23 protein-coding genes and 1 riboswitch are annotated in these 25,578 nt (G+C 73.0%); of the genes, 13 read left to right on the top strand and 10 right to left on the bottom strand.

Going from position 1 to position 25,578, the window contains the following annotated elements:
• Positions 1-15: 15 nt before the first annotated feature.
• Together ACZ52R_RS33700 and ACZ52R_RS33695 are read right to left on the bottom strand one after the other, a co-directional pair.
• Positions 16-870, bottom strand: coding sequence for a hypothetical protein (locus ACZ52R_RS33700; protein ID WP_465622542.1), 855 nt, complete (start codon positions 868-870; stop codon positions 16-18).
• A 107-nt stretch (positions 871-977) separates the two neighbouring features.
• On the bottom strand, positions 978-2,867 hold the full coding sequence (locus ACZ52R_RS33695) for a serine/threonine-protein kinase (RefSeq protein ID WP_465622541.1): 1,890 nt from the start codon (positions 2,865-2,867) through the stop codon (positions 978-980).
• A gap of 440 nt (positions 2,868-3,307) precedes the next feature.
• On the opposite strand from ACZ52R_RS33695, the gene ACZ52R_RS33690 reads away from it, so the two are divergent.
• The 3 genes from ACZ52R_RS33690 (at position 3,308) to ACZ52R_RS33680 (ending at position 5,535) form a co-directional block, all read left to right on the top strand.
• Positions 3,308-3,763 carry a MarR family winged helix-turn-helix transcriptional regulator gene (locus ACZ52R_RS33690; RefSeq protein WP_465622540.1) on the top strand — a complete coding sequence of 152 codons (456 nt, stop codon included), beginning with the start codon at positions 3,308-3,310 and terminating at the stop codon, positions 3,761-3,763.
• Positions 3,764-3,829: 66 nt separating this feature from the next.
• Entirely contained in the window at positions 3,830-4,462 is a 633-nt protein-coding gene (locus tag ACZ52R_RS33685) for an RNA polymerase sigma factor (RefSeq protein ID WP_360504418.1), read from the top strand.
• Positions 4,459-5,535: a CU044_5270 family protein gene (locus tag ACZ52R_RS33680; protein ID WP_465622539.1), complete on the top strand. Its 1,077-nt coding sequence runs from the start codon at positions 4,459-4,461 to the stop codon at positions 5,533-5,535. Before ACZ52R_RS33685 ends, ACZ52R_RS33680 begins: the two co-directional genes overlap by 4 nt.
• Positions 5,536-5,722: 187 nt before the next feature.
• Here the strand turns inward: ACZ52R_RS33680 and ACZ52R_RS33675 are convergent, their stop codons facing one another.
• Positions 5,723-6,463, bottom strand: coding sequence for a dienelactone hydrolase family protein (locus ACZ52R_RS33675; RefSeq protein ID WP_465622537.1), 741 nt, complete (start codon positions 6,461-6,463; stop codon positions 5,723-5,725).
• Positions 6,464-6,867: 404 nt separating this feature from the next.
• Between ACZ52R_RS33675 and ACZ52R_RS33670 the strand changes: the two genes are divergently transcribed.
• Positions 6,868-8,013: an NADH:flavin oxidoreductase gene (locus tag ACZ52R_RS33670; RefSeq protein ID WP_465622536.1), complete on the top strand. Its 1,146-nt coding sequence runs from the start codon at positions 6,868-6,870 to the stop codon at positions 8,011-8,013.
• 243 nt (positions 8,014-8,256) lie between these two features.
• Here ACZ52R_RS33670 and ACZ52R_RS33665 read toward each other — a convergent pair whose 3' ends face one another.
• On the bottom strand, positions 8,257-10,266 hold the full coding sequence (locus tag ACZ52R_RS33665; RefSeq protein WP_465622591.1) for a putative Ig domain-containing protein: 2,010 nt from the start codon (positions 10,264-10,266) through the stop codon (positions 8,257-8,259).
• A 561-nt stretch (positions 10,267-10,827) separates the two neighbouring features.
• Positions 10,828-11,053: riboswitch (cobalamin riboswitch) on the top strand.
• 156 nt (positions 11,054-11,209) lie between these two features.
• Between ACZ52R_RS33665 and metE the strand changes: the two genes are divergently transcribed.
• The 4 genes from metE to ACZ52R_RS33645 all read left to right on the top strand — a co-directional run bounded on the left by metE (position 11,210) and on the right by ACZ52R_RS33645 (position 16,470).
• A complete protein-coding gene (metE, locus tag ACZ52R_RS33660) occupies positions 11,210-13,579 on the top strand; it encodes a 5-methyltetrahydropteroyltriglutamate--homocysteine S-methyltransferase (RefSeq protein WP_465622535.1) in 2,370 nt (789 codons plus the stop codon).
• A 186-nt stretch (positions 13,580-13,765) separates the two neighbouring features.
• Positions 13,766-14,152: a DUF485 domain-containing protein gene (locus tag ACZ52R_RS33655; RefSeq protein ID WP_465622533.1), complete on the top strand. Its 387-nt coding sequence runs from the start codon at positions 13,766-13,768 to the stop codon at positions 14,150-14,152.
• Positions 14,149-15,879 (top strand): solute symporter family protein, encoded by a 1,731-nt coding sequence (locus ACZ52R_RS33650; RefSeq protein WP_465622532.1) that lies wholly within the window; start codon positions 14,149-14,151, stop codon positions 15,877-15,879. The genes ACZ52R_RS33655 and ACZ52R_RS33650 overlap by 4 nt, the downstream gene beginning before the upstream one ends.
• A 3-nt stretch (positions 15,880-15,882) precedes the next feature.
• Complete coding sequence (locus ACZ52R_RS33645) at positions 15,883-16,470, top strand: cysteine dioxygenase family protein (RefSeq protein WP_465622531.1); 588 nt, start codon at positions 15,883-15,885, stop codon at positions 16,468-16,470.
• 94 nt (positions 16,471-16,564) lie between these two features.
• Here ACZ52R_RS33645 and ACZ52R_RS33640 read toward each other — a convergent pair whose 3' ends face one another.
• The 5 genes from ACZ52R_RS33640 to ACZ52R_RS33620 form a co-directional block, all read right to left on the bottom strand.
• Positions 16,565-18,067 carry a serine/threonine-protein kinase gene (locus ACZ52R_RS33640; RefSeq protein WP_465622529.1) on the bottom strand — a complete coding sequence of 501 codons (1,503 nt, stop codon included), beginning with the start codon at positions 18,065-18,067 and terminating at the stop codon, positions 16,565-16,567.
• Positions 18,068-18,154: 87 nt separating this feature from the next.
• On the bottom strand, positions 18,155-18,640 hold the full coding sequence (locus tag ACZ52R_RS33635; protein WP_465622528.1) for an NUDIX domain-containing protein: 486 nt from the start codon (positions 18,638-18,640) through the stop codon (positions 18,155-18,157).
• 103 nt (positions 18,641-18,743) lie between these two features.
• On the bottom strand, positions 18,744-19,223 hold the full coding sequence (locus ACZ52R_RS33630) for an NUDIX hydrolase (RefSeq protein WP_465622526.1): 480 nt from the start codon (positions 19,221-19,223) through the stop codon (positions 18,744-18,746).
• Positions 19,220-19,456, bottom strand: coding sequence for a hypothetical protein (locus tag ACZ52R_RS33625; RefSeq protein ID WP_465622525.1), 237 nt, complete (start codon positions 19,454-19,456; stop codon positions 19,220-19,222). Before ACZ52R_RS33625 ends, ACZ52R_RS33630 begins: the two co-directional genes overlap by 4 nt.
• 518 nt (positions 19,457-19,974) lie before the next feature.
• A complete protein-coding gene (locus ACZ52R_RS33620) occupies positions 19,975-20,430 on the bottom strand; it encodes an SRPBCC family protein (protein WP_465622524.1) in 456 nt (151 codons plus the stop codon).
• 311 nt (positions 20,431-20,741) lie between these two features.
• On the opposite strand from ACZ52R_RS33620, the gene ACZ52R_RS33615 reads away from it, so the two are divergent.
• Positions 20,742-22,511 (top strand): hypothetical protein, encoded by a 1,770-nt coding sequence (locus tag ACZ52R_RS33615; RefSeq protein WP_465622523.1) that lies wholly within the window; start codon positions 20,742-20,744, stop codon positions 22,509-22,511.
• A 175-nt stretch (positions 22,512-22,686) separates the two neighbouring features.
• On the opposite strand, the gene ACZ52R_RS33610 is transcribed toward ACZ52R_RS33615, so the two are convergent.
• Positions 22,687-23,145, bottom strand: coding sequence for a DUF8189 domain-containing protein (locus ACZ52R_RS33610; RefSeq protein WP_465622521.1), 459 nt, complete (start codon positions 23,143-23,145; stop codon positions 22,687-22,689).
• A gap of 609 nt (positions 23,146-23,754) precedes the next feature.
• Here ACZ52R_RS33610 and ACZ52R_RS33605 point away from each other — a divergent pair.
• The 4 genes from ACZ52R_RS33605 (at position 23,755) to ACZ52R_RS33590 (ending at position 25,491) form a co-directional block, all read left to right on the top strand.
• Complete coding sequence (locus tag ACZ52R_RS33605; protein ID WP_360504391.1) at positions 23,755-24,186, top strand: peptidoglycan-binding domain-containing protein; 432 nt, start codon at positions 23,755-23,757, stop codon at positions 24,184-24,186.
• A 48-nt stretch (positions 24,187-24,234) separates the two neighbouring features.
• Positions 24,235-24,624, top strand: a complete 390-nt coding sequence (locus ACZ52R_RS33600) for a peptidoglycan-binding domain-containing protein (protein WP_465622520.1) — start codon at positions 24,235-24,237, stop codon at positions 24,622-24,624.
• A gap of 83 nt (positions 24,625-24,707) precedes the next feature.
• Positions 24,708-25,088 carry a hypothetical protein gene (locus ACZ52R_RS33595; protein WP_465622518.1) on the top strand — a complete coding sequence of 127 codons (381 nt, stop codon included), beginning with the start codon at positions 24,708-24,710 and terminating at the stop codon, positions 25,086-25,088.
• 31 nt (positions 25,089-25,119) lie between these two features.
• Positions 25,120-25,491, top strand: a complete 372-nt coding sequence (locus tag ACZ52R_RS33590; RefSeq protein WP_465622517.1) for a peptidoglycan-binding domain-containing protein — start codon at positions 25,120-25,122, stop codon at positions 25,489-25,491.
• Positions 25,492-25,578 lie beyond the last annotated feature (87 nt).

Genomic DNA, 25,578 nt, shown 5'->3' with positions numbered 1-25,578 from the left:
GGCTCGGGGCAGGGCTCAGGGGCAGTGGTAGCTGAAGGAGGCGGCGGCGGTGCGGGGGGTCGGGGTGAGGAGTTCCAGGGTGGCGGTGGCCTGGAGTGAGCCCTGGCCCTCGAAGCTCCAGTGCAGCACCAGGTCGGTGTGGTGCGCGCCGGAGCGGACGTCCTGGACGATCTCGTCCGAGGCGGTGCCGTCGCTGCGCAGCCAGCGGTAGCGCAGGGCGCCGGAGCCGCCGTTGGACTCCACCACGGCGGTGGCCACTGCGGTGCCCGCGCAGCCGGGGCTCGCCGGGTCGACGGTCACGGTGACGCCGGTGACGGCCAGCGCCGGGCCGCGCAGGTGGCGCCAGAAGAGGAAGGCCGCGAGGGCCAGGAGGGCGACGACCAGCGGTGCCAGCCACCGCCACACCCGGCGGGCGCGCCGCGGCGGCCCGGCCTCCGGCGTCGCGCGGCCGTGCCACGCGGCGGCGGCCCGCGGGGGGACGCCGGGACCGAAGCGGCGCAACTCCCCTGGGGCGAGGGGCCGTTCCTGCGGTGCGGCGGAGACGGCTGGCTCTGCTTCGGCGTCCTGGACCTCGGCCGGGGTGGTGCTCTCTCCGGCCCGCGCGGGGTCGGTGAGGGTGATGGTTTCCCCGCTCGGCGGCGTGCTGCGCCAGACGCGGGGGTCGAGGAAGGTCGCGTTCGCCGCCTCTTCCTCGTCCTCGGCCTCGGCCCGCGCTTCGGCCTCCCGGGGCAGCCGCACGGTCGTCTCGCCCGCGTCCGGGCCCGTGCCGACTCCGACGTCCGCACCGCTGCCGGTGGCCGGGCGCGCGCCGAGAGCGATGGTGTGTTCCGCGCCCGGGTCGGGGGCGGAGTCGGGGCGGGGCTCAGGCATGACTTCTCCGGGACGGGGACGGGGACGGGCGCGGGGCAGGGGCGACGACGGAAGACGGAAGGCGGAAGGCAGGGGAGGGGGCCCGTACGGGCGGCGGTGAAGGGACGTCAGCGGGGCGGGTTGCAGAGGAAGGCGGCCGTCTCGGCGGATGTCTGGCCCGGCTTGGCCGCCGCCGGCGTGGTGGTGACGCGCACGCCCCAGGTGGGGAAGGTGTCGGCCGAGCCGAAGTCGTGCGCGCGGGTGATGGTGGCGGTGCCGTTCTGGACCGCCACGGTGTCGGTCGCGACGGTGACCGCGCGGCCGCCCGAGCTGTGGTACCAGCTGAGCGTCAGCGTCCCGCTGCCGGCGCCGTGGGCCGTCACCGTGACCGTCGCGGTCAGGCTCCAACGGCCGCTGCAGGTCAGGGAGTTCAGGCTGACAGAGTCGACCGCCAGGGTGGCGGGGGCGACCGTCGGAGTCGGAGTCGGGCTCGGGTTCGGCGGGGCGGTGACGGGGGTCGGCGCGGCCGTGGTGGGGGCCGGTACGGCGGGGGTGGACGGTGTCGGCGGGAGGCCGGGGGCGGGCGGGGCCGGCGTGGCCGGTGCTGTGGGCGCCTTGACGGTGGGCGCGGCGGTCGGCGCCGCGGTCGGGGTGCCGCTGGGCGTGCCCGGGGTGGCCGTGGGCGAAGCCGTCGGGCTCGCCGTGTCGCTGTCGCTGTCGCTCGGGGCGGGGGAGGCGCCGTCCGTCGGCTGCTGCGGGCCGAGGCTGGTGGTCGCCTGGGGGGAGGCGGCGCCGACGACCGTCCGGGCACCGCCGTCGGTGGCCCCCGCGACCGCCAGGCCGGCCAGCGTGGCCAGGGTGAGGGCGCCGGCCGCGACCCCGGTGAGGGCCTTGCCACGGTTGCGCAGGAGCACGCCGGGGCGGGCCGGGACCCGGCGCAGCACGCCCTGGGCCCGGGCGGCGCCGGGTACGGAGCCGGAACCCTGGGGGCCGAGCGCGGTCCGGGAACCCAGGGAGGTCTGGGAGCCCAGGGAGGTGTGGGCCAGCGAGGTGACGCCGCCGGCCGCGCCGGCGCCGGGCAGCAGCGCCGCGAGCAGGGCGAGCAGGGCGAGGAGGTCGAGGCGGCCCCGTTCCTCCCAGTCCGGCCCGTAACCGGTCGTCGCCACCGCCTCCAGCTCGCGGACGAACGCGGCGGCGCTGTCGGGGCGGGCCCCGGGATCCTTGGCCAGACCCGCCAGGATCAGCGGCCGGACGAGGTCGGGCGCCTGGTCGGCGGGGATCGGTGCCTCGGCGTGCTGGACGGCGAGTTCGGCGATCGTGGCGCCGTCGAAGGGGCGGGCACCGGTGAGGCACTCGAAGAACGTGACGGTGGCGGCGTAGACGTCCCCGGCCGGGGACGCCGGACGGCCCGCCCACTGCTCGGGCGGCATGTAGGCGGGGGTGCCGGAGACGTCGCGCTCGTCGCCGCTGGGCACCGCGATGCCGAAGTCGACCAGCTTCGAGGTGCCGGCCGCGTCGACGAGCACGTTGGCGGGCTTGTAGTCGCGGTGCACCACACCGGCCTCGTGGGCGGCGGCCAGGCCCAGCAGGGAGCCCTTCAGCACCACCAGGGCCGCCTGCGCGGTGGTGGCGCCCTCCGCCCGCAGCAGGTCGCGCAGGGCGATGCCGTCCACCAGCTCCATCACGATGGCCGAGCCCTGCGCCCCCTCCACGTACTCGTAGAGCCGGGTGATGTGCGGGGAGTCGATCCGGGCGAGGACCTCGGCCTCGGCGCGCAGCGCGGGCGTGCCGACGCGGTCGTGGAGGTACTTGATCGCGACCGGGGTGCCGGTCTCCCGGTGGTGGGCGAGCACGACGCGGCCGCTGGCGCCGGCGCCGAGCTCGCGTCCGTGGAGGTAGTCCGGGAGTTCCCAGGCGCGCGCGTCCTCGGGCGCCGGTGGAAGGAGGGCGGGCGCGGGAGCGGCGGGCTGCGTGCCGCTCCCGCCGGGTCTGTCGCCCTGCTGCGTCCGGTCGTCCATCGTCCCGTGCTCCCGTCCCTGTCGTGCCCGCCGTCCCCCGGCCGTCGGCCGTGCCTGTCGGCGCGGCACCCTACGGCATGCCGACCGACATGGAGGACGCGCCCCGTGGACACCGGGTTCCGGGCCTCCGGGGGCGGGTGGTCGTGGCCCAGGTGATTCGCACGGCGTGCCAACCGTTCGGCCGTCTTCACGGTGACGACCGCCCGCCGAGCGCGCACGACGGCACCGCCCGGAGAGGTTCAGTCGATGATGTGGCGCAGGTAGGCCTCGGGGTGTTCCAGGTGGCGGCGCCAGTGGTCGACCAGCGCGAGGTCCTGCCGGCGGGTGCGGCGCACCCCGTGGTCGCCGAGTTCCGCCGCCTGCGGCAGCGGATGCCACTCTGCGAGCCCGGCCGGCGGGGGTACGGGAAAAGCGTGTGCGAAGCACGTTATTCTGGAGGGGTGAAGCACGAGACAGGACACGACATCGCCGACGCCCTCGGGCTGCTCCTACGGCGCAGCACCCGGGCCCGCCTCTACACCCGCCTGACCGAGGGGCTGGGGGAGGCCGTCGACGACCTCACCTACCCGGTCCTCAGCGGCCTGGCCCGCACCGGCCCGTACAGCGCCGCCGACCTCGGCCGCGAGATCGGACTCGACCGCACCACCGTCACCCGCCGCGCCGACCGCCTCGAACAGGCCGGCCTGCTCCAACGCCGCCCCGACCCCGCCGACGGCCGCGCCACCCTGCTCGCCCTCACCGATGACGGTCACGCCGTCATCGCGGCCACCCGGCAGCGGCTCGCCGCCGGCATCGAGGACTCGCTCGCCACCTGGCCGCAGGCCGACGCCCGGGACTTCGCCCGCCTCCTGCGCCGCTTCGTCGACGAGGGACCCTTCGCCGCCGACCACGACTGACCGGGTGACGCAGGTCACGGGAACTCGCTCCCGGGTGCCGGACAGCCCATAGGAGTGATCACAGATATGCGAACCCGGGTACGGGCCGGGGACCCGAACGTCTTCGGGGAGTTGTTCGACCTCCATGCCCGATCCGTCTACAACCACGCCTTCCGTCTCACCGCGGACTGGTCGGCCGCCGAGGACGTCATGTCGGCGACGTTCATGGAGGCCTGGCGGTTGCGCGGCAGGGTGGCCGCCGAGGGCGGGTCGCTGCGGCCGTGGTTGCTGGGCATCGCGACGAACCTCGCCCGCAACCACTGCCGCAGCAACCGGCGCTACCGCGCCGCGGCCGCAGCGCTCGCCGCGACGGGGCCTTCGGTGGTGGAAATACCCGACCATGCCGAGGACGTGGCCGGCCGGGTGGACGACCGGCGCCGGATCGCCGCCACGATGGCCGCCATGGGCTCGTTGCGCCGTCCCGAACGCGAGGTCCTGATCCTGTGTCTGTGGGAGGGCCTGGAGTATGCCGAGGCCGCCGAGGCCCTCGGCATCCCCCTCGGGACCGTCCGCTCCCGCCTGTCCCGCGCCCGTACCAGGCTGCGCAAGCTCGCACAGGCGGAACTGACGGCGGACAGACGGGAACCCGCCCGCCGGACTCGACAGATAACTGGGGACCGCGCGACAGCGGTCCGGCCCGTACCGGAAGGAAACCGATGAACGCCAGCCCCTCCCAGCCGCACCCGGCTGAGTGGCCGGAGACCGATGGGCTCCTGCCGGTCGTGGCGCGGGATCTTCCGACGGGCCGCCACGAGTTCCACAAGGAGAGCCTGATGGCCCGGATCCACGAAGACCTCGACAACGCCGTCTCCGGCCCCGCCCGAATCAGCACCCCCAAGCCGCGCAACCCGTTCCTGCGCCGCGCGATCCTCCTGCCGGTGGCGGCATGCGTCCTGACGGGCGCCGTCCTGGTCGGAGCCGGCCTGAGCCTGAGCGGCGGCCCGGACCAGGCCGCCACCTCGGGCACCGGCCCCGCCCTGACCACCACCGTCGGCGCCGCCGACGCGCACGGGGTCGTCCAGCTGCTCGACCGGATTTCGCTGGCCGCCCAGGAGACCGCAGCCCCGCCGGCGAGGGCGGGCCAGTTCGTCTACATCGAGTCGAAGGTCGCCGGCAGCTATGTGCGGACGGTCGACGGCAAGAGCTCGGTGGTCAGCGACGCACTGAACACGCGCCGGACCTGGACGTCGCCGGACGGCCGGCGGGGTTGGCTGATCGACCAGCAGAACAAGGACGGCATCTCCCTGGACTCGAAGGTCGAGCCGTACCTCAACGCGCCGTCCTACGACTACCTGGCCGCCCTCCCCACCGACCCCGACGCCCTGCTGAAGAAGATCTACACGGAGACGGCGGGCCACGGCCCCGGCCCGGACGCGGAGGCGTTCACCACCCTCGGCGATCTGCTCATCGAGAGCTACCCGTCCGCCCAGCTCTCCGCCGCGCTCTACAGGGCCGCCGCCAAGATCCCCGGCGTGGTCCAGGTGGACGACGCGGTCGACGCCGTCGGCCGCCACGGGGTCGCGGTGGCCCGGTTCGAGGAGAAGACCGGCCAGCGCACCGAGTGGATCTTCGACAGTGCGTCGTTCACCTTCCTCGGCGAGCGCACGGTCCAGGTCGAGGGCACATCCGGCGACCACGACCTGATCACGCCCGGCACGGTCGTCTTCACCCATGCCATCACGGCGCGCGCGATCGTCGACGGCATGAAGGAGACGCCTTCCCACTCGGCCTGAACAGCCCCGGCTCGTCCCACCCGAGCCCCGGGGCGCCCGCTACCCCCGGCGTCTCCCGCGCCCCTCCGCCCCTCCGCTCCTCCGCCCCTCCGCCCCTCCGCCCCTCCGCCCCTCCGCCCCTCCGCCCCTCCCTCCCGGCTTGGCCTGAGCCGGGAGGGAGGGGTTGGCCCGGTCGGCGCCGAGCGTCCTACCGGGCGGTCGGCTTCAGGGTGCGGCCGAGGAGGGGGAGCAGGCGCTCCCAATGGCGTTGCAGTGCGGCGGGGTTGAAGGCGTCGGTGTCGGCCATGGTGAAGCCGTGGACGGTGCCGGGGTAGATCTCGGAGGTGTAGCCGACACCCGCGGCATCGAGGACCTGGTTGAGCTCGCCGAGAGCCTCGGGCGTCAGGTCGGTTTCGGCGTGGCCGAAGTGGACCTCGGCGGTGAGGCGGTGCAGGTTGTCGGGCCCGGCGACGCCCACGGGGCCGTGGAATCCGGCGAGGGCGGCCACCTGGCCGGGGTGCGCCGCGGCGGTGCGCACCGCCAGGAGGCCGCCGATGCAGTACCCGGTCACCGCGACCGGTCCGGGACGGACCTCGGGCTGGGCGGTGAGGAACCCGAGGTAGGCGTCGGCGTCGCTCAGGACGCGTTCGGCGGTGTGCGCCTGGATCAAGGGCATCACCTGGGCGATGAGCGCGGACCGGGCCTCTCCCCCGATGTGCTCGGGAAGGTCGAGCAGCGGTGTCGGGCCGTGCCGGTAGAAGTAGTTGGGGACGAGCACGTAGTACCCGTGCCCGGCCAGTTCGCAGGCCATCTCCCGCAGCACGGGCCGGATGCCGAAGGCGTCCGCGTACATCAGCACCCCGGGGTGCCGCTCGCCGTCGTCGGGGAAGGCGGCGAAAGCGTCGGCCTGGCCGTCCGCGGTGGGAATCTGCAACGTCTTCGTGGGCATGCGTTCTCCTGTCGTGGTCGATGTGTCGAGCCTGTGGTCAACACGACGGAGGCGGGGCTCGCGCGGCAGCGCAGGATCCTCGATCGAACAGCGGGCCCGCCCCGGCCCGTACGGCGCTCAGAGGAGCGCCGGGTCACCGATCCGTGTGCGGCGCAAGGCCGTCCCGGTCGTCATAGCCGGACAGCGTAGCCCACCGGCCTGAAATCCGAAGGGACTTCGAGACTCCCTCGCCACTGAACGTCGATGCGTGATGTCGGTTTGCCGAAGCCGCCCCACCTCGGGGGAGTGGCGCGGATCACAGGGGGGTTCGCGCGGTCGGCGAAATGCGGGGGCCGCCGAGGTGGTTGGCACGGGCAACCGTTTTCGTCCCGGCGCACACCACCCCTTACCCGCGAGGAATCCCCATGACCGTCACCGAGCCCGCTGCGGCCGCCGACCCCTTCGCCTCCCGCGCGGCCGAGATCCTGTCCCGGCCCGTCACGATCAACGGGCTGACCGTGCCCAACCGCATCGTGATGGCGCCGATGACGCGCCAGTTCTCCCCGGGCGGCGTGCCCGGCGAGGACGTGCGCGGGTACTACGCCCGCCGCGCCGCCGCGGGCGTCGGCCTGATCGTCACCGAGGGAACGTACGTCGGCCACGAGTCCGCCGGCCAGAGCGACGACATCCCGCGCTTCCACGGCGAGGAACAGCTGGCCGGGTGGGCCCGCGTCGCGCAGGACGTCCACGCGGCGGGCGGCACCATCGTGCCGCAGCTCTGGCACATCGGCATGGTGCGCAAGCAGGGCGACCCGCCGTTCGCCGACGCCCCCGCCGTCGGCCCGTCCGGCATCCGGCTGGACGGCACCGAGGGCACCGGGCGGGCGATGACCCGGACCGACCTGGACGCCGTCATCGGCGCGTTCGCCGAGGCCGCCGCGGCCGCCGAACGGATCGGCTTCGACGGCGTCGAGCTGCACGGCGCGCACGGCTACCTGCTCGACCAGTTCCTGTGGGCGGGCACCAACCGCCGTACCGACGCCTACGGCGGCGACCCGGTCGCCCGGACGAAGTTCACGGCCGAGGTCGTCGCGGCGGTGCGCGAGGCCGTCTCCCCCGAGTTCCCGGTGATCTTCCGCTACTCGCAGTGGAAGGCGGAGAACTACGACGCCCGCCTCGCCGAGACCCCGCAGGAACTGGAAGCGATCCTCACCCCGCTCGCGGAGGCCGGCGCCGACGCCTTCCACGCCTCGACCCGCCGCTACTGGATCCCCGAGTTCGACGGCTCCGACCTCAACCTGGCCGGCTGGACCAGGAAGCTCACCGGCCGCACCGCCATCACCGTCGGCTCGGTCGGCCTCGACGGCGACTTCGTCCGCGCCTTCATGGGCGAGGGCGCCCCGGTCCAGGGCATCGACAACCTGCTCGACCGGCTGGAGCGCGACGAGTTCGACCTGGTCGCCGTCGGCCGCGCCCTCCTCCAGGACCCGCAGTGGGCCGCGAAGGTCCTCGCCGGCCGCTTCGCCGACCTGCACCCTTACGACGCCGCCGCAGTCCGCACCCTGAGCTGACCCCCCCGCCCCGAGGCCCTGCCGCGCGGCGCGCGCGAGAGGGCCGGAGGGCCGGGCAGACCGGCCACACCCCGGATACCTACCGGAAGTCGGCCGGCCTGCTGACGGCCGGCGCGCAGAGCGGCTGACCGTTCGGCAGGCGCACCACCCCGCCCGGTGGTCCGCCGCTGCCGACGGGTGGAAGGCGGTGGGGCTGCGGCAGCCGGCTGCCGCAGCCCCACGGATCGTACGGTCAGGAGATGGTCAGGACACGGTGAGGGCCGTGTCGTCGATGACGAAGCTCGTCTGGAGGGAGCTGTCCTCGGTGCCGGTGAACTTCACGGTGACGTTCTGGCCGGCGTAGGCGGAGAGGTCGAAGGTGCGCTGCTGGTAGCCGGCCGCGGCGTCCACGTTGGAGTAGGTCTTCAGCGTGGTGCCGTTGACCGAGACGGTCAGCTTGTCGTACGCGGTGCTGCCCGACTCCGCGGTGTCGATGTGCAGGTAGAAGCTGAGGGCGGCCTTGCAGCCGGCCGGTACGGCCAGGGTCTGGGCGAGCGTGTCGGTGTGGGCGGAGCCGTAGCCGTCGAGCCAGGACTTCCAGCTGCCGCCGTGGGCGGGCTCACTGCCGGAGTTGTCGATCACGCCGGCGCTGGCCGTCCACGGGGTGGCGCTGCCGGTCTCGAAGCCGGGGTTGCCGAGGAGCTGGGCGGGGGTGCAGCCGCCGCCGGCGCCGGTGACGGTCCAGCCGAAGGTGGTGGAGCCGCTGGCGCCGGTGCCGTCGGTGGCGGTGACGGTCACGGTGAAGGTGCCGGCGGTGTTCGCGGTGCCGGTGATCAGGCCGGTGGCGGCGTCGACGCTCAGGCCGGCGGGCAGGCCGGTGGCGCCGTAGCCGAGGGACTGGCCGGAGGCCGAGTCGGTGGCGTGGATCTGCAGGCTGACGGCGGAGCCCTGGGCGGTGCTCTGGCTGCCCGGGTTGGTCACGGTGACGGTGTTGCCGCCGGTGCTGCCGTTGGTGAAGGCGGCGGTGCCGTTGGGCGTGCCGAGGCCGGTCGGGCCGTCGTAGCCGGCGGCGGCGGTGCACAGGTAGGACGGGGAGCAGCTGCCGTTGGCGCCGCTGGTGACGTCGTACAGGGAGCCGGTGTGCGCGTACGGGTAGGAGGCCGGGGCGGTGCCGGCGGCCGGGGTGCCCGCCAGGGCGTAGACGGAGGCGATGATCGGGGAGGAGGCGCTGGTGCCGCCGTAGACGTTCCAGCCCGAGCCGCCGTAGGTCTGGTAGACGGCGACGCCGGTGGCCGGGTCGGCGACGGCGGAGACGTCGGCGACGGTGCGCTTGCCGCAGCCGGTGTCGTGCTGCCAGCTCGGCTTGGCGTCGTAGGCGGAGCAGCCGGAGCCGGCGCCGTTGCCGCCGGAGCTGCTGCCCCAGACCTTCTCGGTCCAACCGCGGGCGGTGGAGGCGCGGTTGAGGCTGGTGCCGCCGACGGCGGTCACGTACTGGGAGGCGGCCGGGTACTCGACGCCGTAGCCGGAGTCACCGGAGGAGACGGTGATGGCGACGCCGGGGTGGTTGAAGTAGCTGGTGTCGGAGCTCGGGTCGGTGGAGTCCTCGCCGCCGCCGTAGCTGTTGGAGACGTACTTGGCGCCCATCGAGACGGCGGTGTTGACGGCGGCGCCGAGGTTGCTCATGTTGGCGTCGTCGGACTCGACCAGCAGGATGTGGCAGTTGGGGCAGACGGCGCTGACCATGTCGACGTCGAGCGAGATCTCGCCGGCCCAGCCGCTGTCGGCGGTCGGGTAGCTGGTGCCGCCGCGCTGGTCGACCTTCCTGAAGCAGCCGTTGGCGGTGGTGCAGGCGGGCAGGCCGTACTGGGAGCGGTAGGTGGCGAGGTCGGACTCCGCGTTGGGGTCGTCCTGGGCGTCGACGATGGCGACGGTGGCGCCGGCGCCGGCCGAGGTCGGGAGGTTGTAGGCGGAGGCGAGGTCGCTGGGGCCCAGGCCGGAGGGGTTGATGTCCGGAGCCAGGGCGAGGTGCTGGACGAGGTCGGTGCGGGCGAGCGCGAGGCAGGCCATTTCGCCGGGGTGGGTCGGGGCGGCGCAGACGTGCTTGGTGGTGACACCGGTGGTGGGGCCGGTGCCGGCGGTCCCGCCGGGGACGGCGGCGGCGCCGGGGGCGGTGGCCGCGAGCAGGCCGGTGGCGGCCAGCGCGAAGGCGGGCAGGGCGGCGAGCAGTCTGCGCGCCCGGGCAGGGCGCGCACCGCTGGGGGAGTGGAAGCGCAAGAGTCGACCCTCCGTGGGGGTGAGGGCGCGGCCGGTGCCGGCAGTTGGGGTGCTCGCCGGGACGGGCTCGGGCCCGTGCTGACGGATCACGTGCAGGTGCTCGTCGGCCACGGCGGATGGCCGTGGACCGGCATGGTGCTTGCGCTGTACGGGAGGTGGGGCACGCACCCCGGGTGAGCAGGGTGGTGTGGCCATGACATGCATGGGCATGTCGGAGGCCCGTACCGTTCACGGTCGGGCCCGGCCGCTTCGGCACCGCCATGAGGTTACTGACGGGTGTTCGACAACCTCAAGGTGCCGTTCGCAGCCTTTACCGGGCTTTGCCCATCAATTGTCCGGAGGATGAGGCGGGTTGCTCCGCACCGGCGGAGGCGGGCTGCTCCGCACCGGCGGAGCCGGGTCGCGACGCCGGTGGGTGTCGGTGGGTCCCGCCGTGACGAGCCGTCATGTTCCGACTCCCGCGATGGGGAAGCCTGGTCCTCCGGCCGCTCCTCGCGTCGACGCCGTCCCAGTATCCGGACGATTTGAGCGAATCCCTGTTCAGCTCCCGCGGTCCTGCGCCTAAGCTGGCCGTGCAGCTGGTTCGCCCTGTCCGCCAGGCAGGCGCGTCGCAAGAGGGAACCCGGTGGGAATCCGGGACTGCCCCGCAGCGGTGAGTGGGAACGACCGCCGTCATACGCACTGGGCCCGGGACGGGTCTGGGAAGCGACGGCCAGTAGGTGTCCGCCCTGGAAGCAGGGCGGCTGTGCCCGCGAGTCCGAAGACCTGCCACTGCCCGCGCGCGACCGATCGCGCGCGGAGATCCGGTGACCTCGAGGGCGGGTCGGCGTACCTACCAGACGGAGCCGCGCCCACGTGCGGGCGCCCGTCCGGTTCGTCACCCCTTCGCGCCTTCGTCCCGTCATCGGGGACCAGAGGAATCAGGCTCGCGAAGGAGAGTCCCTTGACAGCGAAGTCCGCAGCGACCACCACCAGCACCACCGCAGTCGCCACCACCGCCACCACCACCGGCGCCGCAACCACCACCGCAGCCACCGCGTACGGCTACCCCCGGCAGGGTCGCAACCGGGAACTGAAGAAGGCGATCGAGGGGTACTGGAAGGGCGCGGTCACCGCCGAGGCGCTGCTGAACACCGCCGCCGACCTGCGCCGGGAGAGCTGGGCCCAGCTCGCCGAGGCCGGGGTTGGGGAAGTCCCGACCGGAGACTTCTCCCTCTACGACCACGTGCTGGACACGACGGTCGCCGTCGGCGCGATCCCCGCCCGACACCGGTCCGCGGTCGACACCGATCCCCTGGACGGCTACTTCGCCATGGCACGCGGCACCCAGGAGGTGGCGCCGCTGGAGATGACCAAGTGGTTCGACACCAACTACCACTATCTCGTACCGGAGTTGGGCTCCGACACGGTCTTCGCCGCGAACCCGGCCAAGGCGGTCGCCGAGCTGCGCGAGGCCCTCGTCCTCGGCCACGCCGCCAGGCCGGTGCTGGTCGGTCCGGTGACCTACCTGCTGCTCGCCAAGCCCGCTCCCGGGGTGGCCGAGGACTTCCAGCCGATCACCCTGCTGGACCGGCTGCTGCCCGTCTACGCCGAACTGCTCGCCCACCTGCGGGCGGCGGGCGCCGAATGGGTGCAACTGGACGAGCCCGCCCTCGTCCAGGACCGCACCCCGGCCGAACTCAACGCCGCCGCCCGCACCTACCGCGAGCTGGGCGGCCTCGCCGACCGGCCCAAGCTGCTGGTCGCGAGCTACTTCGACCGCCTCGGCGACGCCCTGCCGGTGCTCGCCAAGGCCCCGGTCGAGGGCCTGGCGCTGGACTTCACCGGCCCGGCCGCCGCCAACCTGAACGACCTCGCCGCCGCCGGCGGCCTGCCCGGCAAGCGGCTGGTCGCGGGAGTCGTCGACGGCCGCAACATCTGGATCAACGACCTGGAGAAGTCGCTGGCCACCCTGGCGACCCTGCTCGGCCTCGCCGACAGCGTGGACGTCGCGCCGTCCTGCTCCCTGCTGCACGTGCCGATCGACGCCGCCGCCGAACGCGACATCGACCCGCAGATCGCCCGATGGCTGGCCTTCGCCCGGCAGAAGGCCGCCGAGGTCGCCCTGCTGGCCCGCGGTCTGCGGGAGGGCGCCGGTGCGATCACCGCCGAACTCGCCGCGAACCGCGCCGACCTGGCCTCCCGGGCCACCTCCCCGATCACCCGCGACCCGGCGGTCCGGGCCCGGGTCGCCGCCGTCACCGGGGCCGACACCCGCCGCGCCCAGCCCTACCCCGTCCGGGCGGCGGCCCAACGCGCCCGGCTCGGCCTGCCGCTGCTGCCGACCACCACCATCGGATCCTTCCCGCAGACCACCGAACTGCGCGTCGCCCGCGCCGACTTGGCGGCCGGTCGGATCGACGCGGGCGCGTACCGCGAGCGGATGGCGGCCGAGGTCCGCGAGGTCATCGCCTACCAGGAGAAGGCCGGACTGGACGTCCTGGTGCACGGCGAGCCCGAACGCAACGACATGGTCCAGTACTTCGCCGAGCAGCTCACCGGCTACCTGGCCACCCGGCACGGCTGGGTGCAGTCCTACGGCACCCGCTACGTGCGGCCCCCGGTCCTCGCGGGGGACATCTCCCGCCCGCGCCCGATGACCGTCGACTGGTTCCGCTACGCGCAGGGCCTGACCGCCCGCCCGGTCAAGGGCATGCTCACCGGCCCGGTCACCATGCTCGCCTGGTCCTTCGTCCGCGACGACCAGCCGCTCGCCGACACCGCCCGCCAGGTCGCCCTCGCCCTGCGCGACGAGGTCACCGACCTGGAGGCCGCGGGCGCCGCCGTCGTCCAGGTCGACGAGCCGGCCCTGCGCGAAACCCTCCCGCTGCGGGCCGCCGACCGCCCGGCGTACCTCGACTGGGCCACCGAGTCCTTCCGCCTCGCCACCTCCGGCGTCCGCGCCGACACCCAGGTCCACACCCACATGTGCTACGCCGAGTTCGGCGCCATCATGACGGCGATCGACGACCTCGACGCGGACGTCATCTCCCTGGAGGCCACCCGCTCGCACATGGAGGTCGCCGGAGAGCTCGCCGAGGCCGGCTACCCGCGCGAGGTCGGCCCCGGCGTCTGGGACATCCACTCCCCGCGCGTCCCGAGCACCGACGAGGCGCTCACCCTCCTGCGGGCCGGCCTCGCCGCCATCCCGGCCGAGCGGCTGTGGGTCAACCCCGACTGCGGCCTGAAGACCCGCGGCTGGCCGGAGACCCGCGCGTCCCTGGACAGCCTGGTCGCCGCCGCCCGCCGCCTGCGCGAGGAACTCGCCGGCTGACCCGCCGGCGGACGGCCACCGGGGCGGAGGCGGCACTCGCCGCGTCCGCCCCGGTGGGCCGGGCCGTTGCCGGTTGCCGGTCGCGGATCGCCGGTTTCCGCCGCCGGTCGCTCGTTGATCGCTTGTCTACCGCGCACTTCTACGGTCGGGCCATCGGCAAGTTCCGCACCGCTCAGAAGGATTCCCATGATGGACCCCACCGTGTCGTCGGGCCGCGACGCGCCCTGGATCGGCGACGATCCGCGATTCACCGAACTGCGCGCCGCCTACCGCACGTTCGTGTTCCCGGTGACGGCGGCCTTCCTGCTCTGGTTCCTGGCGTACGTGCTCTGCTCGGCCTATGCCCGCGACCTCATGGCGACGAAGGTCGTCGGGAACGTCAACGTGGCCCTGGTCTTCGGACTGCTGCAGTTCGTCTCGACCTTCGGCATCGCCCTGGCCTACGGCCGGTTCGCCGCCCGGCGGCTGGACCCGCTGGCCGCGGCCCTGCGGAGCGTGGCGGTGTCCCACCCGACAGCCCCGGCCCCGGCCGGCCACGGCGGCGACCAGGAACCGACGGAGAACCAGGCATGACACAGCACCTTCCGCTCGCCGCGACGACGGCGCAGTCGGCATCGAACAAGGCCCTGACGATCGGCCTGTTCGTCGCCCTGGTGGCGGTGACCCTCGTCATCACCCTCTGGGCGCGGCGGAGCACCCGGGGCACCGGCGGCTTCTACACCGGCGGCGGCGAGTTCTCCGCGCTGCAGAACGGCATCGCGATCTCGGGCGACTACCTGTCCGCGGCCTCCTTCCTCGGCATCGCCGGGATCATCGCGCTCTCCGGGTACGACGGCTTCCTCTACTCGATCGGCTTCCTGGTCGCCTGGCTGGTCGCGCTGCTGCTGGTCGCCGAACTGCTGCGCAACACCGGCCGGTTCACCATGGCCGACGTGCTGGCCGCGCGGCTGCGCAGCGGGCCGATGCGCACCGCAGCGGGCGTGTCGACCATCGTGGTCTCGATCTTCTACCTGATCGCGCAGATGGTCGGCGCGGCGACGATCGTGGGGCAGCTGCTCGACGTCAAGGGCAGCGCCGCGCAGATCTGGACCATCGCCGGGGTCGGCGCCCTGATGATCGTCTACGTCGTGGTCGGCGGGATGAAGGGCACCACCTGGGTGCAGATCGTCAAGGCGGTGCTGCTGATCGCCGGCGCGGCGACGATGACCGTGTGGGTGCTGGCGAAGTACGGGTTCAACATCAGCCACCTGCTCGGGGACGCCGCGGCGGCGTCCAAGAAGGGCGACGCCTTCCTCCAGCCCGGCCTGAAGTACGGGGCGACCGACGGCTGGTCGAAGCTCGACCTGGTCAGCCTCGGCACCGCCCTGGTGCTGGGCACCGCGGCGCTGCCGCACGTGCTGGTCCGCTTCTACACCGTCCCGACCGGGCGTGACGCACGCAAGTCGGTGAACTGGTCGATCGGCATCATCGGGGTGTTCTACCTGATGACCCTGGTGCTCGGCTTCGGCGCGGCCGCGCTGGTCGGCACGGCGACGATCAAGGAGAAGGACCCCTCCGGCAACACCGCCGCCACCCTGCTGGCCGAGCACCTCGGCGGCGGCGCGGGCACCACCGGCGGCTCCCTGATGCTCGCCTTCATCGCGGCGGTCGCGTTCGCCACCATCCTGGCGGTCGTCGCCGGGCTCACCCTGACCTCCTCGTCGTCGTTCGCCCATGACCTGTACGCCAGTGTCATCCGCAAGGGCCGGGCCACGGAGCGGCAGGAGCTGGTCACGGCGAAGGTCGCCGCCGTGGTCATCGGCGCGGTCGCGGTCGCCCTGTCGATCTTCGCCAGGGACCTCAACGTGGCGTTCCTGGTGGCCCTGGCCTTCGCCATCGCGGCCTCGGCCAACCTGCCGGCGATCCTGCTGACCCTGTTCTGGCGGCGCTTCACCACCTTCGGCGCCAAGTGCGGCATCTACGCGGGCCTGGTCAGCGCGATCGGCCTGGTGCTGCTCTCCCCGATCTGCTGGGGCGGCGCGAGCAGTACGGTCCACGCCGTGAAACTGACGGCCGCCCAGGCGAAGGACTGCGGGGTGCCGGCGGCCAGCAAGCAGGTCGGCAACGCCACGGCGCTGATCTCCTGCACCACCACCGCGCCGATCCCGCTGCAGAATCCGGGCGTCATCTCGATCCCGGTCGGGTTCGCGGCCGCGGTCCTAGGCTCCCTGGCCGGCGGCCGCCGCCGTCGCGACGAGGAGTCGGACCCGCGCCGCTTCGAGGAGTTCGAGGTCCGCGCGCTCACCGGGGCGGGGCGGTAGACCGTGGCACCGGGCTCCAACCTCGACGAGTTCCTCTCCGACCTCGCGCGCTACGCCGCCGCGGACGTCCTGACCGCCCAGCTCACCGCCGACACCCTGCGCAAGTACCTGCGGGCCGGACTGATCGTTCCCGACGACCTGTGCGCCGGCGACACCGACGGCTACGCGCAGCGTCTACTGCATGCCGGACGGACACACTCCGTGGTGGCCCTGACCTGGCTGCCCGGGCAGTCCACCCCGATCCACGACCACGTCGCCTGGTGCGTGTCGGGTGTGGTGGAGGGCGTCGAGGTGGACGAGGCGTACCGGCTGTGGCGGCTCCGCCGCTCCGGCCGCCGGGTGCTCGCGCCGGCCGGCCGGACCACCTGCTCGCCCGGCCGGGTACAGCTCCTGGTGCCGCCGGACGAGGACATCCACCGGGTGTCGAACGGCGGCACCGGCCGCGCGGTCTCCCTGCACGTCTACGGCGCCGACATCTCGCTGAACGGGGACAGCTCGATCAACCGGGTCTTCGGGCAGGACCTCGTGGACGCCCCGCCGGACGGGGCCCGCCTGGTGAGCTGGCGGCGCCCGGACGCTCTGGCCCCCTGACCGGCACCCGGCGCCCTGACGGGCTGCGGACTGACGGGCCGTCCGATGTGCACGGCCCGTCAGCCGCGTCCCGGGCGGGCATGCCGCCGCCGCGTCACGCGGGGTGGCGGGCGCCGGGGATCTTCCACCAGAGGAGCCAGACGCCGGTGGAGACGATCAGCGCGTTCACGACGATCGGGCCCGGCATCGGGCTGTAGCCGTGCAGGCCCATCCACCCGATGGAGTCGACGTACATGACGGCGTAGAACAGCGCCACGTCGAAGATCAGGAAGAGGGCCCACACCAGCCCCGGGTGGAGACGCGGCCGGGGCAGCGCGTGCACGAGCGAGATCACGGCCGTGGCGGCGATCACGCGCGAATAGTAGGAGGGCGGCAGGTAGGACAGGTCGTTCCACGGCAGCGCCAGGCCGACGGCCCAGAGCAGCGCCATGCTGCCGATGAAGCGCAGCAACCGGACGACGGCCGGGCTGGTCCCGGGCGTGCCGTCGGTGCCACCGGTGCCGTCGGTGCCGACGGCGGTCGGTGCCACCGCCGGCGGGTAGGGCGGGGGCTGCTGCTGCGGCACCCGGGCGCCCTCGGCGGTCGGTACCTGGTGCGGGTGCGGGTGCGGACCGAGTACCGACCGCAGCGGTGCCGTGGGCGTCACCGGCGCCGGAGGGACGGGTGCCGGGTAGACCGGGGGCGGACCGAACCCGCCAGGCCCGAACCCGCCCGACCCGAACCCGCCCGACCCGGACGTGTCGACCTGCGTCGGCGGGGCGACGAGCGGAGCCACCTCGCCCCGGGCCACCGACTCCAGCGCCGCGAGCGCCTGTTCGGCCGTCAGCCGCTGCGCCGGGTCCTTGGTGAGCAGCCCCGCGAGCACCGGCGCGAGCGCACCGGCCCGCCGGGTCGGGCGCGGGGGCTGGGTGACGACGGCGATGCAGAGCGCCGTGAACGACTCCGCGTGGAACGGCGCCTCGCCCTCCACCGCGGCGTAGAGCGTCGCACCGAGCGACCACAGGTCGTTGGCGGAGGTCGGCGGCCTGCCCTCCAGCTGCTCGGGGGCCATGTAGGCGGGGGTGCCGATGACGGCGCCGGTGCGGGTGAGCGCGGTGGTCGCGTCAGCCATGTGCGCGATGCCGAAGTCGGTGAGGATGACCCGCTCGTCCATCAACAGGACGTTGTCCGGCTTGAGATCGCGGTGGACGATCCCCGCCGCGTGCGCCTGCTGCAGCGCCTTGAGCATCGCGGCGCCGATCTCGGCCACCCGCCGGACCGGCAGGGCTCCCTCCCGGTCGAGCAGCGAGGCGAGGGAGGCCCCGGTCACGTACTCCATGACGATCACGGGCGCGCCCTCGTGCTCGACCACGTCGTGGACGGTGATGATGCCCGGATGGTTGAGCCGCGCGGCGGCGAGCGCCTCGCGCAGCGTGCGCCGCAGGAGTTGCTCGCGGTGGCCGTCGGCGACGCCCTCCGGCAGGAGCACCTCCTTCACGGCGACATCCCGACCGAGGGTCTCGTCCCGTCCCCGCCACACGCGGCCCATGCCGCCTTGCCCGATGAGGTCGTGGAGGCGGTACCGGCCCCCGACGACTGCCCCGCTCGTCGCTGTCACGGGCTCATACCTTAGTGCGGCGGCCCTGCCCCGGACACGCCCCGGCGCGGACCCGTCGGGAGGCCGACGGTGTCGGCCCCCCTGCTCTCACCCGCCGACCAGGGTCCGCGGGTCGAAGGGCTTGCCGTCCCAGCCGTGGGCGGAGAAGCCGCGCCCCCCGGACAGGTACAGGGTGAGGGCGGCGTGGGAGGTCGGGAACATCGGCAGCGGCAACGTGTCGGCCGGGGACCAGGTGACGGTGAGGTGCTTGTCCGGCTCGGTGTTCGTCAGCTCGCCGCGCCAGGCGGTGGCGAGGAACACCGACAGCAGGAACGGGCCCTTGCCGTCCCAGCCGGTACGGACCTGGACCGTGTGCACGAGCCGCAGGCCTTCCGGGTCGACGATCAACCCGGTCTCTTCCCGCAGTTCACGGGCGGCGGCCTCGTCCAGGCGCTCGCCGACCTCGACCTTGCCGCCAGGGATCGTCCACGCCGGGGTCGTGCTCCAACGGTTCGCGGCGTAGTGGATCGTCGCGATCCGGCCCCGGCCCCGGTCATGGGCGATCACGGCCACGGCCTGGCGAAGGCTTTCCACAGTGCTACCTCCAAGACGGTTGAGCGAACAAGGATTTCAGACGGTCGGGGGGCCGGCCGCGCCGCGCAGCAGCCGGTCGGCGTCGTCGGGGAGGGCGGCGCGGTCATGACGGCCAGCCGACGGTGGACAACGGGTTGCCGCGGGTGACCTCGGCGAGGGCGTGCGCGGTGTACGGCACGATGTCGGCCGGCAGCCGGTCGAGCGGCCACCACCGCAGTTCCTCGCACTTGTGCGGCTCCGCGTTGCGCACCTGCCCGCCGTAGCGGGCGGGGCGGAAGAAGAGCTGGAGACGGCTGCGCCCGTCGTCGGCGTCGAGGTGGTGCAGCGTGTGGACGAGTTCGAGGTCGTCCTCGGCGATGGTGATGCCGAGTTCCTCCTCGGCTTCGCGGGTCATGGAGCGGGTGACGTGCTCGCCGCGCTCCATGTGCCCGGCCGGGAGGTGCCAGAGGCCGTTGGCGTAGCTGGTGTTGCGGCGTCGGCCGAGCAGGACCGCGCCGTCGCCGGCCAGGACGAGGTGGACGCCGACGACCAGCGTCAGCGGGTCCGTCCCGGGCGCGCGGCCGGTGTGGTCGAGGTGGGTCACGAGGTCCTCCCGGTGGATTGGCCGTTCGCCGCGGTGAGCAGCGGCAGGTAGTGGTGCATGTAAGGCGGGACCTTGAGGTCGAGTACCTCGTCGAAGGGGACCATGCGCACGGCCAGGCCCTCGTCACCGAGCCGCAGGTCGCTCTCGGGGCCGTGCCAGACGGCGTATCCTCCAGACGCGGAGCGGTGCGCGGGCGTGCGGAAGCGCCGGATTCGGCCGACGAGAAAGCGCAAGGTGGCTTGTCTCAAGCCGAGTTGACGGAGTTGTTACGGGCGGGTGGCGTCCGATGATGCTGCTGTTCGAATGCGGTGTTCAAGTGGATTACCTCCGGGCGATCCCGGGGCGAACAGGGACACTTCGAGCACCTCCCGGGCGCGGTCCAGCGTGTCCTCCAGCTGGTCGATCACGGGGCGGACGGCGGCGGAGCCCAGTGCGCAGGCGGCGAGCGCCTGTTCGAGCGCGGCTCCCGGCCGGGTTCGATGCGGTCGCGGACGCCATGGTGGGTGAGGAGGTCGCGCAGCGCAGAGCCGCCGCCAGATTCACCCGTTCGGCTGGTCCCGTACACGAGCAGGTTTCGGGCCGCGGACGGGGTCATGATCCTGGGTTCGGACCGCCGGATGTCCGGCGAGCCGGTCGGCTGCTTCTTCCGGCGGCCCTTCCACGTCCGAGTCGCCGCCCTCGATGTCTACCGGGCGGCGGAGGCCGCCCAGGCTGAGGGCGGGCAGGCCTGGTCCTGGCCGATTCGCGGTCGTCAGCCGCCCTCGGGCGACGGCCGGGGGCCGGCCCCCGCGTCGCGGTCCTCGATGAAGTGCTTGAAGCGGCGCAGGTCGCCGCGTACCTGGACGCCGAGCACGCCCAGCTTGTCGGCGGCCTTCTCGGCCAGGCCGGTGGGCTGGAAGACCATGGTCATCCTCACCCGGGTGCGGGCTGCTCCGAGCGGCTCGAAGTCGACCGTGCCGGTGTGCTTCACGCTCTCGCCGGTGGTGCGCCAGGCGACCCGCTCATCGGGCACCCGCTCGACGACCTCGGTCTCGAACTCCCGGGACAGCCCGGCGATCCTGGTCCGCCAGTGGGCACGGCGGTCGTCCAGCTGCCTGACCTCCTCCACGCCGTCCATGAACTTCGGGAAGTCCCCGAAGGTCGCCCACTGGTCGTAGACGACGCGGACGGGCACGTCCACGTCGATCGACTCCACCACCGTGCTCATCGCTCACCTCTCCACGCTGTCCTGTCGGCCGATCCGCCGCGCGGCCACCGGGAGGGAGGTTCGCGGACGGCGCCCCTGTCAGTCTGGGCCGTGCGCCGGGCGTCGGCGACCGGTCGGTCGGGGTTCCCGGGGGCTCGGCGCCCGCCGCCGGGCGGTCGACGGCGGGTCCGCCCGGGTGACCGGCCCGGTGGCAGGAGCGAGGGGCCCGGCGTGTCACCCGGGCCGACCGTGACCGCTCTGCCAGCGTGTTCCGCGGCCCGGTGCCGGACGAGCCGCACACCGGCACAGTGATCCGACCCGAGGAGCCCCGCTTGCCTCACCGGTTGCCCCTTCCCCGGCTGACGGCCGTCGTCGTGGCCCTGCTCCTCGGGCTCTCCGCCTGTTCCAGCTCCGGCACCGGCTCCGGCTCGGGAGCGCGCCCGGCCGACTCGCACGGCAGTTCCCCGCCCGCCGACGAGGTGGCCGCGGGCGGTCCGCTGGTCGGCGACCCCACCCTCGTCTCCGGCGAACAGTCCTGCGCGGCCGCGGAGGGCAACGCTCCGTGGTATCCGACCATCGCCGCCTTCGAGGTCCACGACTCGAACCGGACACACCGCTACGCGTGCGCGCACTTCGCGGGCGCCCCGTCGAACAACCAGGTCTACGCCTACAGTTCGCAGCAGGTCTACGCCACGCCGTACAACATCGTGGACCGCGGCCCCGACGAGCTCTACGTCTACGGCGGTGGCTACGGCGACGACCCGGCCGCCTCCGGCTCGTTCGTCTCGCGGGTGGAACCCGGAACCTTCAACGAGGTCTGGCGGCAGGTGCTCATCAACACCCACGCGACCGACGAATGGGACTACCCAGGCGTCCTGAACGTCCTGTCGGACGGCAGCCTGGTGGTCATCTACGGTTACCACATCGCCCGGATCGACCCGCAGACCGGCAAGGTCCTCGCCCGGACCACCCTTCCCACCGGCCAGTCGGCCCCGCGCGACACCGCGTACAACGGCTACGACGCGCTCTCCGACGGGACCATCGTCGCCAAGACCGTCAACCGGCAACCCGGGTGCACGGAGCAGGGTTTCAGCGCCTTCCTCAACTGCCCCGACCCGACGGCCGTACCGCCCTCGATCATGGTGGCGATCGACCCGAAGAGCCTCCAGGTGATCTCCCAGGTAACGCTGCCCGAGATGATGGGCGGCCGCATCACCACCTCGACGCTCAACGACACGCAGGAGATCTACCTGCCCGGAGCGACCAAGCTCTACCGCTACACCTACCAGAACAGCGCCTTCGCCCCCGACCCCTCGTGGGGGCCGGTGCCCTACCTCAAGGACGGGCAGACGGCCGCGTCCGCCATGGCCGTCATCAACGATTACGTCGTCGCGATGACCAACGGCGGGAAGCCGACCCCGACCCCGATGAGCGTCGTCGCCGTCTCCCAGAGCGACTCCACCAAGGTGGCGAACGTCCAGCCCTTCGCCGACAGCGGCAGCAAGAACAGCTTCATCCCGTCGATGGTCTCGGTCGACCCCGAGAACAACCGCGTCTACGCGATGGACGCCGGAGCGGGCAAGCTGGCCGGGATCGACCTGACGAACGGCGCGCTGTCGGTGGCGTGGACGCAGGACCAGACGACGCTCAGCTTCACGACCCTCATCGGCCCCGGGGACCAGCGCGTCCTGATCGGGACCGACATCCCGGTGAAGTTCTTCCAGGGCCTCAAGAAGTACACCACCGAACAGGTCGTGTGGCGCAGGGCCCAGGACGGCACCGAACTCGCCCGGTCCAGCCAACTGCCCAAGATGACCCAGGGAATCCTGGTCACACCCGGCTACGCCGCACTCCAGTACTTCCTCACCGCGGACGGCCACGTCACCGGGCTCCAGGTCGCGCCGAAGCCCGCGTCCCCGTCTCCTTCACCCGCCGCTCCGGGCAGCCCCACGAAGTCCACGTCCCCGGCGTCTCCCGCGTCCCCGGCGTCCCCGGCGTCCTCGGCGTCCTCGGCGTCTCCTGCGTCCCCGGCGTCCCCGGCGTCCCCCGCGTCGTCCGGCTCGCCAGGTCCGTCCGGCACCGCCACGGTGACCCCGTCCTGAACCTGTTCACGCACCTCGTCGGCCTGCCACCGGCCACCCATCACCGTCCCGCCCGTCGCCGTCCCGCCCGTCGCCCCGAACGACCGAGGAGCCCGAGCGCACCCGCTCGGACTCCTCGGTACCGGCGAACCGGCCCCGGGCTGGAGACCCGAAACCCCGGGTGTGAAGCACGGGGTCAGACGGCGGCCCACCCGGTCCAGTTGCCGTTGGTGTCACGGACGCGGCTCCAGATGCGGCCGTCGGTGCCCTTCGCGCCGACCTCGAAGTTGCCGAAGCCCATGTCCGTGGCGAGGATGCCGACCGGGCCCGCCAGGACACCGCCGAGGGAGAGCCAGCCGCTCTTCTTGCCGGACTTGTCGACGGTCCAACGCGTCCACACGGCGTGGTCGGTGCCGATGACGAACACCTCCTGGCGGCCGTCACGGAAGTAGTACGTCGCGGTGCCGGCGCCGTACTCGTCGCCGCAGAGGTAGTTGCCGCCCCACACCGGGCTGCTGCACACGCCCAGGCTGCTGCCGACCGTGCCGCTGCCCGCGCCGGGGGCGCCCGAGCCCGCCGCACCGGCGGGCGCCGCGCCGAGGGACAGCGCGGCGAGCGCGGCCACGGAGGCGGCAACGGCCTTGATGAGCTTCATGATTGCTCCCGAGGAGAGACGTGCAGACCGATCGGGACCGAGCGAACAGGCCGGTCCCTCACCAGTGCTGACGGGGGCACACCCGGAACGGGTTCAACCGGCCTGCCGACGGTCGCTGCGCGCCTTGTCCGGATCGGCGGCGGGCCCTGAGCAGGCTGTGGGGGCAGCCACCCGACATATCGGACCGCCCCAGAATTGAGACGTCTCAGCTTCCCCCCTGAGACAGGCATCCGATCACCGCCGGCACCCCGCGCTGGGACACCCGGTGACACCCGGCGACACGTGGTGAGACGGCGTGAGATGGCGTGAGATGGCGTGAGATGGCGTGAGATGGCGTGAGACGGATCCGGGCCACCGGGAATCCAGCAGAGCGTCAGGCCGTCGATCGGTAGGCTCCGAACCCAGCGGTGGCCGTGATCAAGGTCCCGCACATCCGAAGTGATGCCGTGCCAGGGGCGAGCTGCGCTCCCGTCCGGCCGTGCCGCGCCCTTTCCTCGCGCGGCTCGTGGCGTCGTACCGGAACCAGGAACCGTCCGGAACGTCGAGGGCTTACCGGCTACCGCTACCCGCAGGTGCCCGGCTGCGCCCCGGCTGAACAGGAGGAAGTCGATGAGCATGGTGGCAAGGATCGGCAAGGGGGCCGTGGCGCTGGCGATGGCCGGTGCATCGGTGCTGGGTGTGACGGGCAGCGCGAGTGCGGCCCCCGGTGCGTCCTACATCGGACCCGGCTACGCCACCTCCGGCGCCGGTGTGTGGTGCGTGCAGCACAGCATCAACTACTTCCTCGCCAACAACGGATCGGCGTACCGCGCGAGCGCCCCGTACTGGTCGCTCGACGAGGACAGCCAGTGGGGTCCGAAGACCGAGGCCGAGGTCCGCTGGTTCCAGGCGCACTGGGGCTACGACCAGGACGGCATCGTCGGACCGACCACGGGCTTCCAGATCCTGGTCTACGGGGAGCCGAAGTTCAGCGGGACCCCGTGGAACGGCCCCGGCTACTGCTACTGGCAGGTGCCCAGCGACCACATGTACGGCGCGTAGCACGAACATTCCGTCCCCCTGTCGAAACCCCTGTCGAAAGGAATCACCATGATCAAGAAGTCGATCGGCCGAGGCCTGGTCGCAGCCGTCGCCCTCACGCTCTCCACCGCCGCACTGGCCGGTACCGCGCAGGCGTCGACCACGGCCCCCTACCTCGGTTACAGCCACACCACCTCGGGCACCGGGGTGTGGTGCGTGCAGCACCTGGTCAACGACTACCTGCGGCTGAGCGGGGAGGCGACCATCAGCGAGGACAGCCAGTGGGGCCCGCAGACCGACGCCGCCGTGCGGAACTTCCAGCAGGCCGTCCTCGGCAGCAGCCAGGCGGACGGCGTCGTCGGCCCGCGGACGGGCAGCAAGCTGATGAACGTCGACTGGACCGACCCGTACGCCGGGCCCAACGGCTCTTGCCTGCCGTTCATCCCGACCACCAGCTGATCCGCAGCCGGCTGCGCGAAGGCCGGAAGAGGCCCCGTTCCGCCGAGCCCGGCGGACGGATACCCACAAGGCAGAGGAAGACCATGCACAACGCACTCAAGAAGCTGGCGGCGACCGCCGCCGTCGGCGTGTCCACGCTCGCCATGTCGCTGGTCGGCGCCACGGGCGCGCACGCCGACTCCCAGGACGGCTGCCCCTACCCGTACGTGTGCATCTACGCCGGTCCCTCCAGCAGCACGATCGTGGCCCAGTTCCGGGACATCACCAGCTACTACCAGAGCACCTACCACGGCCCGGGCTTCAGCGTCGTCAACACGCGGAACCAGGACACGGTGTGGCTTCGCATCAACTACGGCGGCAGCGACGACTACGAGTGCCTCAGCAACGCGAGCCACGACCAGAACAGCATCGGATCGCTCGGAACCCTCACCGGCATCATGATCAGCTCCAACACCAGCTGCTGATACCCGCCCTCGGCAGAACGGATGTGACGGCATGAGAACAGGCGCAACAGCAGCACGGATCGCCGCCGGTCTGGCGTTGTCGCTGTCGGTGGTCATCGGCCTCGGCGGAACGGCCCAGGCGTCCCCGACCGCCCCCTACCTTCGGACGGGGTCGTCCGGACAGGCAGTCAAGTGCGTCCAGGCGTTCCTCAACCTCGCCGGACTCGGCCACAGGATCGCCGTGGACGGCGACTTCGGGCCGGACACGAAGAGCACGGTCGAGGACTTCCAGCGCGCGGACGGCCTGCCGATCGACGGCATCGTCGGACCCCGAACGGGCACCGAGTTGTGGAACTACTACAACGCGTACGTCTTCCCGCATGTCATGGACTACTGCTACGACTACATCCCGACGCAGTCGTAAGGCGCGCCACCCCGCTCCTGCCACGACGGCACCGCCCGGCAAGGGCGGTGCCGTCGGCATCCGGAGCCGGTGTCCGGGCGGGGCACC

The organism is Kitasatospora sp. NPDC034023 (assembly GCF_055575795.1).
This window is presented reverse-complemented; position numbering and strand designations above follow the sequence as displayed.